The sequence below is a fragment of the Brachybacterium huguangmaarense genome (assembly GCF_025725725.1).
Classification (GTDB): Bacteria; Actinomycetota; Actinomycetes; order Actinomycetales; family Dermabacteraceae; genus Brachybacterium; species Brachybacterium huguangmaarense.
On the sequence record NZ_CP107020.1, the window covers coordinates 1,911,099 to 1,929,432 of the forward strand.

The following is an 18,334-nucleotide window of genomic DNA, read 5'->3' on the forward strand; positions in this document are numbered from 1 at the left end:
GGGCTCAGCGCTGCCCGTCCGCCGGCTCGACGGGGGCGGCCTCGACGGGGGCGGCCTCGATGGGGGCGGTCTCGAGGGGCACGGGCGTGGACGGCGGGAGGGTCGGCGGGGCGAGGACGCGCTCGCGGTAGGCCGCGGGCGGCTCGGCCTCGTCGAGCGCGAGGCGCCGCGCGAGGTACGTCGTGCGCTTCTCCTCGTTCTTGGCGCGCGCCTCCTGGACGGCGATCATGCCCAGCAGCACCACGACCGTCGCGTACAGCAGCAGGTCCGCGCCACGGCCGACCCCCACCAGGTTCGCGAGGCGCGACATGAGGCTCGGGACCATCACGGCGAACACGGCGAACACCGCGAACGCGATCGTCAGCAGCCGGCGCACCGCGAGCTGCTTGGCGCCGCGCTTCATGACGAGCCACAGCGCGATGCCGAGGATGCCGGCGATCAGCAGCAGCTGGATCACGAGCGCGCGGCCTCCCGAGCCGCTCGGCCCGAGCGCGAGGAGCACGTCATGGGGGTCCATCGGGATCAGGCGTCCTGCCCGGCCCCGGTGGTGCCGTCGCCGAGGACGAGGCGGGGGGTGCCGCGCCAGGTGTCGGCGGAGGTGATGTTGCGGCCGTCGACGACGAGGCGCACGCCGGGCACGTCGGCGGGGCCGAGGTCGCGGTACTGGGGGTGGTCGGTCTGGACGATCACGAGGTCGGCGGCCTGGCCCTCGTGCCAGGGGGCGAAGTCGAACGCGGCGAGCTCGTCGTCGGTGTACAGGGGGTCGTGCACGGCGACCTGCACGCCGCGGCGGCGCAGCGCCTCGACGGTCGGGAACACGCCCGAGAACGCGGTCTCCTTGACGCCGGCGCGGTAGGCGGCGCCGAGGACCACGGCCCTCAGACCCTCGAGGGAGCCGAGCAGGTCCTCGGCGCGGGCGACCAGGCGCTCGGGCACGGAGCTGTTCAGGGTGCGGGCGGCGCGCACGGTCGCGGCGCCGGGGTCGGTCGACAGGTACAGGCGCGGGTAGACGGGGATGCAGTGGCCGCCGACGGCGATCCCGGGCCGGTGGATGTGGCTGTAGGGCTGGGAGTTGGAGGCCTCGATCACCTTGTAGATGTCGATCCCGTGGTCCTGGGCGAAAAGGGCGAACTCGTTGGCCAGGCCGATGTTGACGTCCCGGTAGGTGGTCTCGGCGAGCTTGGCGAGCTCGGAGGCCTCGGGGGAGCCGAGGTCCCACACGCCGTTGGGGCGGGGCAGGTCGTCGCGCGCGTCGAACTGCAGGGCGTCCTCGTAGAAGGCGCGCGCCCGCGCGGTGCCGGCGTCGGAGAACGCGCCGATCAGCTTGGGGTACTTGCGGAGGTCGGCGAAGACGCGTCCGGTCAGCACGCGCTCGGCGGAGTAGGCGACGAAGAAGTCCTCGGACTCGGTCAGCTGCGAGATCTCCTCGAGCAGGGGCACGTAGCGGCTGCGGGTCGTGCCCACCGGGAGCGTCGTCTCGTAGATCACGAGGGTGCCGGGGCGCAGGTGCTCGCCGATCGAGCGGGTCGCGGCGTCCATGAAGCGGAAGTCCGGCTCCCAGGTCTCGTCGTCGACGAAGACGGGGGCGACCACGACCACGGTGTCGGCGCCGACGATGGCCTCGGCGAAGTCGGTCGTGGCGCGCAGGCGGCCCGCGGGGACGAGCTCGGCGAGGTGCTCGGCGAGGTGGGCCTCGCCGGGGAACGGCTCGCGTGCGGCGTTGATCTCGGCGACCTGCCGCTCGTTGACGTCGACGCCGACGACGTCATGGCCGCTCAGGGCGTACTGGACGGCGAGCGGGAGTCCGATCTTCCCGAGGGCGACGACGGCAGTCTTCACGGCAGGGCACCTTTCCTTGTCGCGTCGGGCGCGACGGGACGGGGGAGGCCGGAGGCTGAGCATCCGGCACGTACCGACAGGCTATCCTCCAGTTCCGGGCGTGCGTCCCAGGTGCCCCGTGCATCAGCCCACAGCGGTGACGCGCCCTCGACACCCAGCGAGCCCCGGAGGATCCATGGACGAGGCCCCCGGCGCGGACCGCACCTGGTTCGTCATCCCCCTCTACAACGAGGGGACCGTGGTCGGCGAGGTGATCCGCGCCCTGCGCGAGCGCTACCCGCTCGTCGTCGCCGTCGACGACGGGTCCTCCGACGACTCGGCCGCGGTGGCCGCCGAGGCCGGCGCCGTGGTCGTGCGCCACCCCTACAACATGGGGCAGGGAGCGGCGCTCAAGACGGGCATCGACTACGCGCTGCGGGACGTGCACATGCGCCAGATCGTGACCTTCGACGCCGACGGGCAGCACCAGGTCGACGACGCGGCGGCCATGATCGCGCTGCGCGAGGCGGAGGACGTCGACGCCGTCCTGGGGTCGCGCTTCCTGGACCAGCGCACGCGGCCCGGGCTGCTCAAGCGCCTCGTGCTGCGCGGCGCGGTCTGGTACTCCAACCTCACGAGCGGGGTGCACCTCACCGACGCCCACAACGGGCTGCGGGTGCTCGGGCGCCACGCGTGCGAGGTCATCACGATCGAGCAGAACAAGATGGCGCACGCGAGCGAGATCGTCGAGGAGCTCGGGCGCCACGACCTCTCCTACCGCGAGATGCCCGTGCACATCCTCTACACCGACTACTCGCGCTCGAAGGGACAGAGCGTGCTCAACTCGGTGAACATCGTGATCGACATGCTCTTCCGCTGAGCCCCTGAGCCCCTGAGCCCGCTGAGCCCCTGGGCCGCCGAGCCCGCTGACGGGCCGGGTCCTCAGCCGGCCGCGGGCGCGGTCGCGGTGCCGTCCTCGATCGCGGAGAAGAACGCGGCGATCTCGTCGTCGTCCGTGAGGATCGCCACCCCGGAGTTCTTCGTGTGGTAGTTCTCGTCCTCGATCGGCATGGTCAGGGTGGTCGAGTCCGCCATCGCCCGGCGCATGGCAAGGCCCATCCGGCCCAGCGTGAGGATCCCGGTCGAGTCGTCGGTGCGCAGGGCGCCCGTGCCGGCCGCGGCCAGGCGCACCTGGGCCACCGGGTTCAGCAGCACGCCCGGGCTCATGACGCGGTGCAGGAGGGCGCCGACGAACTGCTGCTGGCGCTTCTGGCGCCCGAGGTCCGCGGTCGGGTCGAAGTAGCGGGCGCGCACGAAGGCGAGCGCCTGCTCGCCGCCCGTGTCGTGGCAGCCCTTGGTCATCTTCAGACCCGACTTGGGGTCCTCGACGTCCTGGTCGATGCACAGGTTCACGGTGCCGACCGCGTCGACGAGCCCGGAGACGCCGTCGAAGCCGATCTCGACGAAGTGGTCGATCGTGAGGCCCGTGAACTCCTCGACGGTCTTGACCAGCAGGGCCGGTCCGCCGAGCGCGTAGGCGGCGTTGAGCTTGTACCTGCCCTTGCCGGGCACGTCCACGAGCGTGTCGCGCGGCAGCGACACCAGGTAGCTGTTCCCGTTGGGGGCCTTGTGCAGCAGCATCATGGTGTCGGCGCGGCCGCCCTGGGTGCCGTCGTCGGCGACGGCCGTGCCCCCGCGCTGATCCGAGCCCGCGATCAGATAGGTCGTGCCGGGCGTGTCGGCGGCGCCCGAGAGGGCGTCCACGTGCTCGATCCGGGAGTTGGCCCACAGCCCCAGGCCGGTCACCCACGCCCCCGAGACGACCACGATCAGCACGAGCACGAACACGCCCAGGCGCAGCGGGCGCGGGATCCGCGACAGGCGTCCGGCGGTCGTCGAACGTCGCCGCCGGGGCCTCGGGGAGGAGCCGTCGGCGGAGCCCGAGGGCGTGCGGAGGCTCTCGGCCTCGGCAGGATCGACGGCGTCGGGCCCGGACGCCGCATGGTGGTGCACGCCGTGGGGCCGGGAGGAGGCGCTCGGCGAGGGCGCGGCGGGCTCGCTCGGCACGGGCCGGGCGGACCCGCCGGGGCGGGCGCGGTGGCGCGCGGGGCGGCGCGGATCGCCAGGCCGCGGGGAGCGGGGCTGGTCGCGTTCGTCCACGGGGGCACCTTTCGTCACCGGTGCGGGCCGTCGCCCGCTGGGGTGCGGACAGAGTACCGGCCGTGCCCGGCGGTCCCGCGGGCCGACCGTCCACGTGCGCAGAACCTTCACGGGCGCTCGCCTCGCGCGAGCTCGATCCCCCGTGCCGCTTCCGTAGACTGCTCACGCGCAGGTCGCGCCGACACCGGACTCAGGAGGCCCCGTGAGCATCGAGCAGCCCGCCGACACGTCCGCCCACCGGGGCGCGCAGACCTCACGCGTGGTCGCCGTCGTCGTCACCTACAACCGTGAGCACCTGATCGGCGAGTGCCTCGACGCGCTCGCCGCGCAGTCCCGGCCGCTCGACGCGATCGTCGTCGTCGACAACGCTTCCTCGGACGCCTCGGGGCGCATCGCGCGGGACCACGCGGCGGGCGCCGACGTGCTGGCCCTGCACCGCAACGTCGGCGGCGCGGGCGGCTTCGCGGCGGGGATCGCGCGCGCCCTCGAGCATCACGACGCCGACTGGGTGTGGGTCATGGACGACGACACGATCCCGTCGCCGGGGGCCGTGCAGGCTCTCGTGTCCGCGCTCGCCGGCTCTCCCGTGCGCCTGTCCGTGCTCTCCTCCCGCGCCGAGTGGACCGACGGGCGCGAGCACCCCATGAACCGGCCGCGCACGCGGCTCGGGGCCACCCGGGCCGAGCGCGCCGACGCGGCCATGGCCGCACCCGGCGCCCGGCCGATCCGCACCGCGAGCTACGTCTCGGCGCTGCTCAACGCCCAGGACGTGCGCCGCCTCGGCCTGCCGTGGGCCGACTACTTCATCTGGTCCGACGACTTCGAGCACACCGGGCGCCTGCTGCGCCACGGCCGCGGCGTCCACGTGCCGGGCAGCATCGTCGAGCACCGCACCGCGACCTTCGCGAACGCGCAGGCGTCCCCGGGCGGCCGGTTCTACTACGACGTGCGCAACCGGGTGTGGGCGCTCCTGCGCACCCGCTCCTTCACCGCGACCGAGCGCGTCGTCTACGGCGGCCGCACCGTGCTGGGCTGGCTCCTCATGCTCGTGCGCACGCGCGACACCGACCTGGTCGGGATCGGGGCCCGCGCGCTGCGCGACGCGCTGGCCCGCGGGCCGCGCCGCAGCGACGTTGTCCTGGCCGCGGATCCCGCCGCGGCCGCCGACGTGCGCCGGATCGAGCGCGCGGCCGGACGATGAGCCTCCCCGCGCCCGCGCCGAGCGGCCCCGAGCCCTTCGCGGTCCTCATGCCCCTGTGGGCGGGGGACCGGGCCGACCGCTTCCGGGCCGCCGCCGCCTCCGCGACCCTCGAGCAGACCCTGCGCCCCGACCTGCTCGTGCTCACGGTCGACGGCCCGCTCGGGGACGACCTCGAGGCCGAGGTCCGGCGCATCGAGGACGGCGAGCTGGGCCCGGCGCTCGTGCTGCGCCATGCGCGCCACCAGGGGCTCGCCGCCGTGCTGCAGGACGCGCTCGAGCAGACGCCCCACGAGGTGATCGCGCGGGCCGACGCGGACGACCTGTGTCGCCCCGAGCGCTTCGCCCGCCAGCTGCCCGCGTTCGTCGAGGGCGGTCTCGACCTGCTCGGCTCGGCGATGCAGGAGTTCTCCGACGAGGTGCCCGCGGGCACCGGCCCCACGCGCCGACGCCCGTGCACCCACAAGGAGATCCTCGCCTACCTGCCGCGCCACTGCCCGCTGAACCACCCCACGGTCGTCATGCGGAGGGAGACCGCGCTCGCCGCGGGCGGCTACCGCGAGCTGCCGACCGAGGACTACTGGTTGTGGGAGCGCATGATCCTCGCCGGCGCCCGCTGCGGGAACCTGCCCGACGTGCTCGTGGACTACCGCGTCGATCCCCAGCTGTTCGCCCGCCGCGGCGGCTGGCGCATGCTCGCCGCCGACCTGCGCATGCAGCGCATCATGGTCGCGGATCACGTCGTGGGTCCCGCCGCGCTCGTCCGCAACCTGATCGAGCGCACCGCCTACCGCCTCATGCCCGGCGCCGTGCGCCGCATCGCCTACCGCCTCCTCGTCGAGCGGAGGTCCTGAGAGGCACGCGCGCGGGAGGGGGTGACGTCCGCCCCACCTCGAACGAACCGCCCGCGGATGTCGGCGACGGCGCCCGGGGCGTGGGCTAGTGTTGTCGCGATCTGTGGACTCCATCGAAAGGCGAGACGCCGTGGCGAACCCTGACCTCCTGATCGTGGGCTCCGGCCTGTTCGGCCTCACGATCGCCGAGCGCGCGGCCGTCGAGCACGACGCCAAGGTGACCATCATCGACCGGCGCGACCACATCGGGGGCAACGCCTACTCCGAGCGCGACCCGGAGACCGGCATCGAGATCCACAAGTACGGGGCGCATCTCTTCCACACCTCCAACGAGCGCGTGTGGGAGTACGTCAACCGCTTCACGTCGTTCACCGGCTACGTGCACAAGGTGTACACGAACCACGAGGGCGTCGTGTACCCGATGCCCATCAACCTCGGCACGATCAACCAGTTCTTCTCCGCCGCCTACACGCCCGACGAGGCGCGCGCCCTCGTGGCCGAGCAGGCGGGGGAGCTCGCCGGCTCGGACCCGGAGAACCTCAACGACAAGGGCATCTCGCTCATCGGGCGCCCGCTCTACGAGGCGTTCATCAAGAACTACACGGGCAAGCAGTGGCAGACCGACCCGAAGGACCTGCCCGCCTCGATCATCTCCCGCCTACCCGTGCGCTACACGTACGACAACCGGTACTTCAACGACACCTTCGAGGGGCTCCCGACCGACGGCTACACGGCGTGGCTCGAGCGCATGGCCGACCACCCCAACATCGAGGTGCGCCTGTCGACCGACTACTTCGACACCCACCAGGGCCTCAACAAAGACGCCGTGCGCGGGCGCCTCCCCGTCGTCTACACGGGCCCCATCGACCGCTACTTCGACTACGCCCACGGCGACCTCAAGTGGCGCACGATCGACCTCGAGACCGAGCACCTGTCGACCACGGGCGACTTTCAGGGCACCTCGGTCATGAACTACGCCGACGCCGGGATCCCCTTCACGCGCATCATCGAGCCGCGCCACTTCCATCCCGAGCGCGACTACCCGACCGACCGCACCGTGATCCAGCGCGAGTTCTCCCGCTTCGCCGAGCGTGACGACGAGCCCTACTACCCGGTCAACGGCACCGAGGACCGCGAGACCCTGCTGGCCTACCGCGAGCTGTCCGCGGCCGAGCCCCGCACGATCTTCGGGGGACGCCTGGGCACGTACCAGTACCTCGACATGCACATGGCCATCGGCTCGGCGCTGTCCGTGGCCGACAACAAGCTGCCCGACCTTCTGCGAGCCTGAGGAGCACCGCGATGACGACCGCCCCCGCCACCTCCGCCGACGCGGCCCCTGCCGACGCCGAGCCCGAGCAGCGCGTCCTCCAGCGCCTGATCCTCCCGCTCGAGGCGACCCCCGACATCATCCCGCTGTACATCGAGCAGCAGACCGCGCGCTCGGGCTCCGTGGACTCGAGCTTCGGCCTCGGTGACGCGGATGCTCCGCAGACGAGCGCGCCCTCGGCGAGCGGCGGCCAGAGCGGGAGCCAGGTCGACGTCTCCGAGCTGTCCCACCGGCACAGCGTGAAGATCCCCGCGCACCAGATGCGCTCCTTCGGCACCTACTTCAACGCGTTCCCCGCGAGCTACTGGCGACGCTGGACGCCCGTGCGCAGCGTGCGCCTGAGCATCCGCACCTCCGGTCGTGGCCAGATCGTCGTCTACCGCTCCAACGCGCGCGGCTCGATCCAGCGCCAGGACTTCGCGATGGTCAGCGGCGACACCGAGAGCGTGTTCGAGCTGCCGCTCACGGCCTTCGGCGACGGCGGCTGGTACTGGTTCGACGTGTACGCGGGCGCCAAGACCTTCACGGTCGCGGGCGCCGAGTGGACGACCGACGCCGCGCTCGCCCGCACCCGCGGCACCTTCTCCATCTCGATGACCACCATGAACAAGGTCGAGTACTGCCTCGAGAACATCCGCACCCTCGAGTCCAACCCGGACCTGCGCTCGGTGCTCGACGTCATGTACGTGATCGACCAGGGCTCGGACCGCCTGGGCGACCACCCCGGGGAGCTCGGCGAGCTCGAGGAGTCCCTCGGCGCGCAGCTGCAGATCATCGAGCAGGGCAACATCGGCGGCTCGGGCGGCTTCTCGCGCGGCATGTACGAGACCGTCCAGGCGGGCACGTCGACCTACGTCGTCAACTGCGACGACGACATCGTGATCGAGCCTGAGTCGCTGCTCCGGCTCGTCACCTTCGCCGACTACGCGACCACCCCCACGATCGCGGGCGCGCACATGTTCGACCTGAACAACCGCAGCGTGCTGCACACGTTCGGCGAGGTCGTCGACCCGTGGCGGATCCAGCCGGCCCTCCCGCACGAGGACAACTCCCTGGGCCACGACTTCGCTCAGCACCCGCTGCGCTCGACCCCGTGGCTGCACCGCCGCGCGGACGTCGACTACAACGGCTGGTGGATGTGCCTGATCCCCGTCGAGGCCGTGCGCGAGATCGGCCTGTCGCTGCCCGTCTTCATCAAATGGGACGACGCCGAGTACGGCCTGCGGGCCAAGAAGGCCGGCTACCATACGGTGAGCCTGCCGGGCGCCGGCGTGTGGCACGTCAGCTGGGTCGACAAGGACGACCTCGTGGGCTGGCAGGCGTACTTCCACGAGCGCAACCGCATCATCACCGCGCTCCTGCACTCCCCGTACGCGCGCGGCGGCCGGGTGGTCCGCGAGTCGCAGTACATGGACGTCAAGCACCTCATCTCGATGCAGTACTACACCGAGGCCGGCCGTCTGCTGGCCCAGCAGGACGCCCTGCGCGGCCCCGCCCCGCTGCACGCCGAGATCGGCACCAAGCTGCCCGAGATCAGAGCGATGGCCGCGGGCTACGACGACTCCCAGGCCAAGAAGGACGCCGGGGACTTCCCCGAGATCCACGTCGACAAGCCGCCGCACCGCGGGCGCCCCTACGTCGAGCCGCGGCGCACCCGCCTGCCCGCGTGGACCGCCAAGACCCTCGTCACGCAGCTCGTGCGCCCCGTCAAGGAGCGCGCCGAGCGCAACCCGCAGACCGCGATCGCGCACCAGGACGCCCGCTGGTGGCGGCTGTCGCAGTACGACAGCGCCCTCGTCTCCAACGCCGAGGGCACCCAGGTCTCGTGGTACAAGCGCGATCCGCAGCGCGTGCGGGACATGCTCGCCGCCGCCGCGCGCACCCACGCGGAGCTCTTCCGGCGCTGGCCCGAGCTGCAGCAGGAGTACCGGGACGCCGCGAAGGAGCTGACGAGCTTCGAGGCGTGGGCGCGCACGTTCCGCGAGAACCCGGCCCCGGCGCGTCCGGGTCGTGACGACGCGGGCGCCTCCGCTCCCGCCGACGGCGGAGCCACGACCGCGTGAGCGCCGTGGACGGATCGCCGTCCGTCGGCCGCCTGACCCGGGACGAGCGCGCCGAGGGCTGGCGCGCGCCGGGACAGGACCACGGGTGGCTGAACCCCCTGTACGAGCGGTTCCTGCTGCGCCTGCTCGTCAAGAAGGAGCTGCGGGTCCGCTACCGCGGCAGCGTGCTCGGCATGCTGTGGAGCTACGTCAAGCCCGCCGTCCAGTTCGTCGTCTTCTTCATCGCCCTGGGCGTGTTCCTGCAGCTGAACAAGGGCATGCCCGCCTACGCCGTCTACCTGTTCTCGGGCATCGTCGTCGTCAACCTGTTCGGCGAGGTCTTCGGCAACTGCACGCGCTCGATCACCGGCAACCAGGCGCTCGTCTCGAAGATCTACCTGCCCGGCGAGCTGTTCCCGTGGTCGAGCATGATCGTGGCCCTCGTGCACTTCGTGCCCCAGCTGCTCGTGCTCGTCATCGGCGCCCTCCTGTACGGCTGGGTGCCCTCGCCCACGGCCCTCGTGGCCTTCGTGCTCGGCATGCTCATCCTGCTGCTGCTGACGATGGGGCTGGGCATGCTCGGGGCGGCGCTCAACGCCGCCTACCGCGACATCGAGAACTTCGTCGACCTGATCACGATGGTCGCGACCTGGCTCTCCCCGGTCATGTACCGCATCACCCTGGTCAAGGACTCCCTCGGCGACTCGATCTGGTGGTGGCTGTACGCCCTGAACCCGCTCACGATCGCCGTCGAGCTGTTCCACACCGCCTTCTGGCGCTACGGGCCGCTCGTCGTCGAGGGCGCCGTCGAGGACCCCTCCCTGATCCCGCCCGAGGGGCCCTTCGGCTACTGGTGGGTGGGCCTGCTGACCGCCGCCGCGGTCTTCGCGATCGGCACCGTCGTCTTCGAGCGGTCCAAGCGCCGCTTCGCCCAGGAGCTGTGATGGCACCCACCGGCAAGGACGTCCCCGGCACCACCCCCGCGCCCGACCTGACGCGCGAGATGGTCCGCGTCGAGCACATCACCAAGCAGTTCTCGATGCGCCACGACCACTCCCTCAAGGAGCTCGTGTTCTCGGCGCTCCAGCGCAAGAAGCTCGCCGACACCTTTACGGCGCTGCACGACATCGACGTGACCGTGCACGCGGGCGAGACCGTCGGGCTCATCGGGTTCAACGGCTCGGGCAAGTCGACCCTGCTCAAGACCATCTCGGGCGTGCTGTTCCCCGACCGCGGGCGCGTGCTCCTGCGCGGGCGCGTGGCGGGCCTGATCGAGGTCGGGGCCGGCTTCCACCCGGACCTGTCGGGACGCGAGAACGTGTATCTCAACGGCGCGATCCTCGGCATGTCGCGCGAGCAGATCGACGAGAAGTTCGACGAGATCGTCGCCTTCAGCGAGATCGAGGAGTTCATCGACACCGACGTGAAGTACTACAGCTCGGGCATGTTCCTGCGCCTGGCCTTCTCGGTCGCCGTGCACACCGAGCCGGACATCTTCCTCGTCGACGAGATCCTCTCGGTCGGCGACGAGCCGTTCCAGAAGAAGTGCCTCGCCCGCATCCGCGAGCTCCAGCACGCCGGACGGACCATGGTGATCGTCTCCCACGAGCTCGAGATGCTCGAGCGCCTGTGCACCCGCATCCTCGTGCTGCGCAAGGGGCAGATCATCTTCGACGGCGACCCGGTCGAGGCGGTCGCGACCCTGCGCGCGACCTCCTGAGGGCCGGCGCGGTCACGGCGCCGCGACGCCCTCGCTCGCGGCCTGCGCCGGGTCCACGCGGGCGGCCGGCCCCACCACGAGGCCGCCGCCGGCGAGCACGGCGAGCAGCGCGGCCGCCACGGCGCCTCCCGCGGCCCCGTCGGAGGCCACGAGCACCGCGCGCGACGCCGGCCCCTCGTCCGGTGCCGGGCCGCTCCACGGCCCGAGCGGCACGCCGAGCGCGTCCCCGCTCGCCCGCACCTCCTGCGCCCAGTCCCGCGTGAGCGGCGGCAGCGGCCCCGGGAAGCGCATCGACAGGGCGACGGCCTCGAGCGCGAGCACCTCGTCGGCGTCGAGCGCCGCCTGGCCCTCGGGGGCGTCGGTCGCGACCGTGCCGCCCGAGGGCGGCGCGGCGGCCGGAGCGGCCGCGGCGTCGTCGCGACCCGGCGCGACGTGGACCTCGAGGCCGAGCGACCACCCGGCGAGGGCGAGCACGAGCCGCTTCCAGTGCGCCGGCAGATCGAGCAGCAGGCCGTCCCCGGCCGCGAGGGCGACCTCGTCGGCCAGATGGTTCACGGACTTGATGACCCACGAGGCGAGCACGTGCCCGGACAGCTCCGTGCGGCCCTCCTCGCCGTACCAGACCAGGGCGGGCCGCGGGCCCGTCGCCTCGAGGGCGTCCAGGAGCGCGGCGGGCAGGGCGGCGGGAAGTGAACGGCGGGCGGCGGTCATCGGGGCTCCTCCTCGGGTGCAGGGACGTCGGGCACAAGGACGTCGGGCACAGGGGGGATCTGCACGCGGACCTCGACCCCGCCGAGCTCGCGTGCGATCGACTCGGCACCCAGGGCGGTGCGCAACCGCTCGGCGAGCTCGCCGGCGCGCAGGCACGCCTCGGGGCGGGCGGAGGCCGCGATCACGAGCATGGCGCCGTCGGCGGCCCGCTCGACGCGGGGCCCCTCGGCCCCCGTCTCGCCCGCCGGCGCGGCGGCGTCGCCCGCGCGCGGGGTGCAGGCCACGGCGATCGCCCGGGCGATGCGTTCGTCGTCGGGCTCGGGGGACATCGCGGCGACGGGCTCGGCGTCCCCGGCCAGCCCGAGCGCCTGCCACACGGACTCGAGGCTCGGGCGCCGGAACCAGTCGTCCGGTCCCGTGCGCACGAGCTCGCGCGCCGAGGACTCCCGCCGTCCCACTCGGTCGCCGAGATGGCGCACGATCGCGACCGGGGTGCCCGTGCTCTTGCCCTTGACCAGGTCGGCGGCGCCCGCGAGCTCGTCGGCGAGGGCCCGGACCGTGACGCCGAGCGGCCGCCCCACGGCGTCGGTGCCGCCGCGCAGGTCCTGCAGCACCTCGAGACCCGCGGCGCCGAGCGCGATGTCCGTCACGCCGGTGCGCCAGATCCGCGAGGCGGTGTCGGTGAGCACGACCGCCAGGCGCAGCCCGAGCCGCCGCTCGAGGCCGTGGCGGAGCGCGCGCGCCTCCGCGTCGGGGTCCTCGGGGAGCAGCAGCAGGCCGTCGGGGGAGTTGGAGGCGTCGATCCCGGCGGCCGCGAGCACCGGTCCGCTCGTCGTCTCCACGACGCTCGTGACCACGCTGCCGTGGCGGCGCCGCAGCACCGGGCGCACGGTCGCCGCCCGGATCGCCTCGGCCTTGCGCGACGGCTCGACGACGAGCCCGCGGCACTTCGAGACGATCTTCGCCGAGACGCACAGCACGTCGCCGTCGGCGGCCGGGGCGGGGGAGTCGGGGCCGAGAGCGGCCGCGAGCAGGGCCACCAGGTCGTCGCCGCGCCGGAGCTCCGGCAGCCCGGTCACCGGGATCAACGTCACCGGCGCCGGGCACGTCTGCTGAGAGGTGTTCATCTCGCCCTTCCTCGCCGGCGGACCCTCACCCGGGGCATCCTCGCACGTCGCGCCGGGGTCGCGGTCCTGCGGGGTCCCCGCGGGGCATCGATGCGGCCGCCGCGCGCTTGACGCCCCGGAGTTACACCGGTGTACTTTAGTGGAGCCCGACCGTCATCCCATGCCCTCACGAGGAGGTCCCCCGATGGACACCGACCGCCCGGACGTGGACATCCGCCGCGAGCTGACCCTCGTGGACCTGACGGCGATCACGGACGTCGACGAGCCCGAGGCGTCCTGGCAGGAGCGCGCCCTGTGTGCGCAGACCGACCCCGAGGCCTTCTTCCCGGAGAAGGGCGGCTCGACCCGCGAGGCCAAGAAGGTGTGCGTCTCGTGCGAGGTGCGCGCCGAGTGCCTCGAGTACGCCCTGCAGAACGACGAGCGGTTCGGGATCTGGGGCGGACTGTCCGAGCGCGAGCGCCGCAAGCTGAAGCGTCGCGCGATCTGACGGAGCGCTCCGCGCGCCGTCCCTCCCCCCTGCCTGTGATTCCCCCCGTCGTCACCGCCCTCGTCCTCGTCCGCGAGGGCGACGATCCGGCGACGGTGCGTGCCGTGCTCGACGCGCTCGCCCACCAGGAGCGCCGACCCGATCACACCCTCGTCGTGGCCCTCGGCCCCGACGCCCTTGATCTCCCCGACGCACCTGGCCTCGCCGACGCGTCCGACGCCGACGCCGTGGGCACGGCGACGAGCCCCGGCCCGGATCTCGCCGCGGCCACCGCGACCGTCCTCGAGACCCTCGACGCCGAGCGCGAGGACGAGGAGAACGATGCCTGCGCGGTCTCGTGGCTCTGGTTCGTGCCGGCCGCCTCCGTGCCGGGCCGAGGCGCGCTGGGCGCCCAGCTCGCGGCGATCGAGGCCGACGAGGCCGTGGCCGTCGTCGGCGCCAAGCGCCGGTGCCGCCGCCCCCTCCACGAGGACGCCGGACAGGAGGCGGAGGACCTGCCGCAGCCGCCCGTGCCCGGCCGGACCGCCGACGACGCCGACGGACTCGTCGACGTCGGCATCACCCTGACCCACGGCGCCCGCATCGTCTCGAGCGCCGGGGCCGGCGAGATCGACCAGGGGCAGGCGGACTGGCGCCGCGACGTGCTCGCCGTGGGGATCGAGGCCCTGCTCGTCGAGGAGAGCCTGCTGCGCCGTCTCGGCTCCTTCGACCCCGCCCTCGACGACCGCTGGGCCCCGATCGAGCTGTGCCACCGGGTATGGCGCGCCGGGCGGCGCGTCGAGGTCGTCGCCGCGGCCCGCGCGCTCGAGCAGGAGCACGCCGCCCCGGCGACGGCGCCCGAGGGGGACGAGAGGAGCGCGCGCGCCCGCACGGACTCGGCCCGCTTCCGCTCGCACCGCAGCGGCCAGCTGTCGACCCGCCTGGCGACCCGTCCGCTGCTCGCAGCGCTCGTGACGCTGCTGCTCCTGCCCGTCGTCACCCTCGCGCGGATGGCCGGCGCCGTCGTCACCCACCGCCCGCGCCGGGTGCTCGACGAGCTCGCCGCCGCCTGGCGCGCCGTGCGCCGGGCCCCCGGCGTGATGGTGCGCAGCGGCCGCGCCTCGCGCCGCGCCCGGGTGCCCCGCCGCTCCCTGGCCCCGCTGTACCTCTCGCGCCGGCAGACCGTGCGTCGCGACCTCGGGGCCGCCTGGACCGCCCTGATCGCCGACGACGAGCGCAGCCGGCGCATCCGCCGCACCACGTGGGGCATCGCCGGCACCAGCCACGGGACCCGCGACGCCGACTACGGGCGCCACACCGCATGGACCCTCGCGGTCGCCGTCGCGGCGTGCGCGCTGACCCTCGTCGCCCTGCGCCCCCTGCTGCGCGCCGGCGACCTGAGCGGGCCGGGGCTCCTGCCTCTCCCGTCGCAGTGGCGCGAGACCTGGCAGGCCGCATGGAGCGACTGGATCCCCGGCGGCCTCGGCGCGCGCGGCCCCGCCGATCCGCTCGTCCGGGTGCTCGCCCACCTGCCCCTGGGCGGCGACGTGCTCGTCGAGATCCTCGTCCTGGGCGCCCTCCCGCTGTCGGCGCTCGGCGCCTGGTGGGCGGCGGGAGCCCTCACCCGTGCGGTGGGAGCCCGGCTCGTGCTGAGCGCCGCATGGGCGCTGGCCCCCTCGTCGCTCGCGGCGCTCGCCGAGGGCCGCTGGCCCCTGCTGCTCGTGCACGTGCTGCTGCCGCCCTTCGCGCTCGCCGTCGCGCGGGCCGTCGGCCTGCCCCACAAGCGCTCCCAGGCGAGCGTCTCCGCGGCCGCCGCCGCAGGACTCCTGCTCCTCGTCCTCGGCGCCGTCCAGGCCGTGCTCGTGCTGCTCGCCGCCGTCGCCCTCGTGCTCGTCGCGCTCGCGGTGCCCGGGCGCCGGCTGCGACTGGGCTGGGTGCTGCTGCCCTCGCTCGCCCTGCACGCCCCCTTCGTCCCCGCCTACGTCGGCTCGCCCCGGACCCTGCTCGCGGTCGGCGGGCAGAGCGGCGCCCCGGCCTCCGTCCCGCCGCACGAGGCGCTCCTGGCCCTGTGGCCCTCCGCGCCGCCGTCGTGGACCGTGCTCGACGGCCTGCTCGGCGCGGACGCGGCCGCCCTCGCGCCCCTGCTCGTGCTCGCCCCGATCGCGCTCGCCGCGCTCGTCGCCCCCTTCCTGGCCGCGTCCGCCGGCCGGGTGGGGCGCCTCGGCCTCGTGCTGGCGGCGCTCGCGCTCGCGCTGGCGGCCCTGAGCGGGCATGTCGCCGTCGGCGTGACCGGCACCCGGAGCGTGCCCGCGCCGCCGCACGCCCTGCTGAGCGCGGCCCTGCTCGCCGTGCTGCTGGCCGCGGGCTGCTCCTTCGACGCCCTCGCACGCCGCGACGAGGGCGTCGGCACCGCGCGCCGGGTGCTCACGGTCACCGCCGCCGTCGTGTTCGCCGCCACCACGGCGGTCTCCGTGGCCGGCTGGGCGCTCGCCCTGGGCCCCTCCCTGCAGATCACGCGCGGCGCCGCGGACGAGATCCCGGCCGCGGCCGCCGACACCGGGCGCGACGCTGCTCGCCAGCGCACCCTCGTCCTGGGCGGCGCGGACGTCGACGACTCCGCGCAGGCCGTGCCCGTGCGCCTCGTCGTCGGAGGCGGCGACAGCGTGCTCGAGCACTCCGCGTTCGAGGAGGCGCGCCGGGTCGACGCCGTCGAGGGCGGCGGCACGCCCGACGACGACCCCGCCTCCCGGGCCCTGCTCGCGGCCTCGGGCGGCCTGATCGCGGGCGACGCCGACGCGGACGCCCTACGCACCCTCGCCGTCTCCTACGTGACCGTGCCCGGCGCCCCGGACGAGCACCCGGCGCTCGTGACCGCGCTCGACAGCTCCCCGCTCCTGGAGAAGGTGACCGCGAACTCCACGGGCTCGCTCTGGCGCGTGATCGACCAGCGGCCGCGGGCCGCCCTGAGCGGCGAGGAGGAGGACGACGTCCTCATCGCGAGCGACGTCGTCGACGCGCAGGGCCGGATCGCCCCCGACCCCGACGCCCCCCGCGTCGTCGTGCTCTCCGAGCGGGCCTCGGACGCCTGGAGCGCGCACCTCGACGGCCGCCGCCTCGAGACGCTGTCCGTCGACGGCTGGGCGCAGGGCTTCGTGATCCCCGCCGGAGCCTCCGGCACGCTCGAGATCGCCGCGCCGGACCCCTGGCGCACCGCCGAGCAGGTGGCGCTGTACGCGGCCGTCGTGCTCACCGCGCTCATCGCGGTCCCGTGGCGGGGTCGGGCCCCGCGGACCGGGAGGACGACATGAGCGCCCCCGCACCCCGGCGGCGCGTGCGCCCCGTGCTCGCCGTGCTCTCGCTCGTGCCGCTGCTCGGGGCCGTCGCCCTCGCCCACGAGGCCCCGGCGACCCAGCCCGAGGACGTCACCCGCGGCAGCGCCGCGGTGGCCCCCGCCGCCGTCCAGGACTCGTGCCCCGGGCCCCTCGCCATCCCCGACGAGCTGCTCGAGACCGGCGGCGACGCCGCCCTCGCGGTGACCGCGCCCACGGACGCCGTGGCCGTGCGCTCGGTCGCCCTCGAGGCCGACTCCTCGCTCCTGTTCGGCCACCTGAGCGCCTCGGAGACCGGACGCACCGAGGAGGGCGACGTGCCCGCCCCGCAGATCGACGTGACCGGCGTCGACGGCGAGACCCTTCAGGCGGACGCCGTCGCGGGCGACCTCGGCGCGTCCGTGCTCGGGGCCGACGGCGTCGACGGTCCCGCCCGCGTCGCGATCGCCGCCGCCGGCTCCCGGGCGGCCGTGTCCGACACCCTCCAGTCGACCACGACGCCCCAGGGGGACTACCGCTCCCTCGCGCTGTCGCGGTGCGCTCCCGCGGGAGTCGACGCGCAGTTCCTCGGCGCCGCCACCACGACGGGGTCGAGCGCCTCCCTCGTGATGACCAACGACTCCGAGCGGCCCGCGACCGCGTCGGTCCAGATCGCGACCGAGGACGGGCCGGCCGACATGAAGGGGCGCAGCACCGTCGTCGTCGCCCCCGGGACCACCGAGACCGTGCTGCTCGAGTCGATCGCGCCCGGCCTGACCGCCACCGGCGTGAGCGTGACGACCATCGGGGCGCCGCTCGCGATGCACGTCCAGTCCACCGAGCGCGACGGGCTCACACCCGGCGGCGCCGAGATCCAGACGCCCCTCCCGGCCGCCGCGAGGGATCTCGTCGTGCCGGGCGTGCGCGCGAGCGCCGGCCGCGACCCCGTCGCCGTCCTGCTCAACCCCGGTGGCCACGACGTGACCGCCGACCTCACGGCCGCCGGTCCCGACGGTCCGATCGACGTGGCCGGCGCCTCGGGCGTGACCGTGCCCGCTGGCGCCCTCGTCGAGGTGCCGCTCGGCGGCCTCGACGCCGCCGCGGGGGCGGACCTGACCGTGTCCGTGCACGGCGACGGCCCCCTGACGGCCGTCGTGCGCTCGAGCGTGGCCGGTGCCGACCTGCCCGGCGACACGATCGGCGCGCCCGTGGACTTCTCGCTCGCGCCGGCGGCCGGCGCGATCGGCGGCTCGGCCGTGCTCGCCCTGCCCGCCGAGGGACCGGCCGGCAGCCTCGTGCTCGCCGCCGACGAGGACACGACCGCGACGGTCATCCCCGTGGGCGCCGACGGCGGGGCGGGGACCCCGCGCACGGTCGAGGTGACGGCCGGGTCCTCCGTCTCGGTCGCCTCGAGCTCGTGGACGGGCACGACGGGGGCTCCCGCCGCGGTCGTCATCGTGCCCGACGAGCCGGGCGTCCTGCACGGCGCCTGGGTCCAGGCCCCCGACGCGCCCGGCGTCGGCCCCCTGCTGTCCTCGGTCCCCGTCGAGCCCGCCGCGACCGGGGAGGGCTCCCGGTCGGTCACGGCCGGCTGAGACCG

15 protein-coding genes are annotated in these 18,334 nt (G+C 74.3%); 10 read left to right on the top strand and 5 right to left on the bottom strand.

The genetic code is table 11. From position 1 onward, the window contains the following. Positions 1-4 precede the first annotated feature (4 nt). Both BRM3_RS08520 and BRM3_RS08525 read right to left on the bottom strand, forming a co-directional pair. Positions 5-517 carry a DUF2304 domain-containing protein gene (locus BRM3_RS08520; RefSeq protein ID WP_263592903.1) on the bottom strand — a complete coding sequence of 171 codons (513 nt, stop codon included), beginning with the start codon at positions 515-517 and terminating at the stop codon, positions 5-7. Between the two features lie 5 nt (positions 518-522). Further along, positions 523-1,839 (bottom strand): nucleotide sugar dehydrogenase, encoded by a 1,317-nt coding sequence (locus tag BRM3_RS08525; protein ID WP_263592904.1) that lies wholly within the window; start codon positions 1,837-1,839, stop codon positions 523-525. Between the two features lie 175 nt (positions 1,840-2,014). Between BRM3_RS08525 and BRM3_RS08530 the strand changes: the two genes are divergently transcribed. After that, the gene (locus BRM3_RS08530; protein WP_263592905.1) at positions 2,015-2,698 is read left to right on the top strand and encodes a glycosyltransferase family 2 protein; all 684 of its coding nucleotides are present in this window, start codon (positions 2,015-2,017) and stop codon (positions 2,696-2,698) included. 62 nt (positions 2,699-2,760) lie between these two features. Here the strand turns inward: BRM3_RS08530 and BRM3_RS08535 are convergent, their stop codons facing one another. After that, positions 2,761-3,978, bottom strand: coding sequence for an LCP family protein (locus BRM3_RS08535; RefSeq protein WP_263592906.1), 1,218 nt, complete (start codon positions 3,976-3,978; stop codon positions 2,761-2,763). Between the two features lie 202 nt (positions 3,979-4,180). On the opposite strand from BRM3_RS08535, the gene BRM3_RS08540 reads away from it, so the two are divergent. The 6 genes from BRM3_RS08540 (at position 4,181) to BRM3_RS08565 (ending at position 11,122) form a co-directional block, all read left to right on the top strand. After that, the gene (locus tag BRM3_RS08540) at positions 4,181-5,179 is read left to right on the top strand and encodes a glycosyltransferase (RefSeq protein WP_263592907.1); all 999 of its coding nucleotides are present in this window, start codon (positions 4,181-4,183) and stop codon (positions 5,177-5,179) included. Then, positions 5,176-6,030, top strand: coding sequence for a glycosyltransferase (locus BRM3_RS08545; RefSeq protein WP_263592908.1), 855 nt, complete (start codon positions 5,176-5,178; stop codon positions 6,028-6,030). The genes BRM3_RS08540 and BRM3_RS08545 overlap by 4 nt, the downstream gene beginning before the upstream one ends. Before the next feature lie 130 nt (positions 6,031-6,160). Beyond that, positions 6,161-7,321: a UDP-galactopyranose mutase gene (gene glf, locus BRM3_RS08550; RefSeq protein ID WP_263592909.1), complete on the top strand. Its 1,161-nt coding sequence runs from the start codon at positions 6,161-6,163 to the stop codon at positions 7,319-7,321. 11 nt (positions 7,322-7,332) lie between these two features. Next, positions 7,333-9,423, top strand: a complete 2,091-nt coding sequence (locus BRM3_RS08555; protein WP_263592910.1) for a glycosyltransferase — start codon at positions 7,333-7,335, stop codon at positions 9,421-9,423. Between the two features lie 5 nt (positions 9,424-9,428). Beyond that, entirely contained in the window at positions 9,429-10,346 is a 918-nt protein-coding gene (locus tag BRM3_RS08560; RefSeq protein WP_263595431.1) for an ABC transporter permease, read from the top strand. Beyond that, the gene (locus tag BRM3_RS08565; protein ID WP_396126893.1) at positions 10,346-11,122 is read left to right on the top strand and encodes an ABC transporter ATP-binding protein; all 777 of its coding nucleotides are present in this window, start codon (positions 10,346-10,348) and stop codon (positions 11,120-11,122) included. Before BRM3_RS08560 ends, BRM3_RS08565 begins: the two co-directional genes overlap by 1 nt. Before the next feature lie 12 nt (positions 11,123-11,134). Here the strand turns inward: BRM3_RS08565 and BRM3_RS08570 are convergent, their stop codons facing one another. Continuing rightward, on the bottom strand, positions 11,135-11,833 hold the full coding sequence (locus BRM3_RS08570) for a TIGR03089 family protein (RefSeq protein WP_263592911.1): 699 nt from the start codon (positions 11,831-11,833) through the stop codon (positions 11,135-11,137). After that, positions 11,830-12,960, bottom strand: a complete 1,131-nt coding sequence (gene cofE / locus BRM3_RS08575) for a coenzyme F420-0:L-glutamate ligase (RefSeq protein WP_263592912.1) — start codon at positions 12,958-12,960, stop codon at positions 11,830-11,832. The genes BRM3_RS08570 and cofE overlap by 4 nt, the downstream gene beginning before the upstream one ends. Positions 12,961-13,144: 184 nt before the next feature. On the opposite strand from cofE, the gene BRM3_RS08580 reads away from it, so the two are divergent. The 3 genes from BRM3_RS08580 to BRM3_RS08590 are packed head-to-tail and all read left to right on the top strand — an operon-like array spanning position 13,145 to position 18,329. Further along, positions 13,145-13,447, top strand: a complete 303-nt coding sequence (locus BRM3_RS08580; protein ID WP_318152398.1) for a WhiB family transcriptional regulator — start codon at positions 13,145-13,147, stop codon at positions 13,445-13,447. A gap of 35 nt (positions 13,448-13,482) precedes the next feature. After that, on the top strand, positions 13,483-16,734 hold the full coding sequence (locus tag BRM3_RS08585; RefSeq protein WP_263592913.1) for a hypothetical protein: 3,252 nt from the start codon (positions 13,483-13,485) through the stop codon (positions 16,732-16,734). After that, positions 16,731-18,329 (top strand): DUF5719 family protein, encoded by a 1,599-nt coding sequence (locus tag BRM3_RS08590; RefSeq protein ID WP_263592914.1) that lies wholly within the window; start codon positions 16,731-16,733, stop codon positions 18,327-18,329. The genes BRM3_RS08585 and BRM3_RS08590 overlap by 4 nt, the downstream gene beginning before the upstream one ends. Positions 18,330-18,334 lie beyond the last annotated feature (5 nt).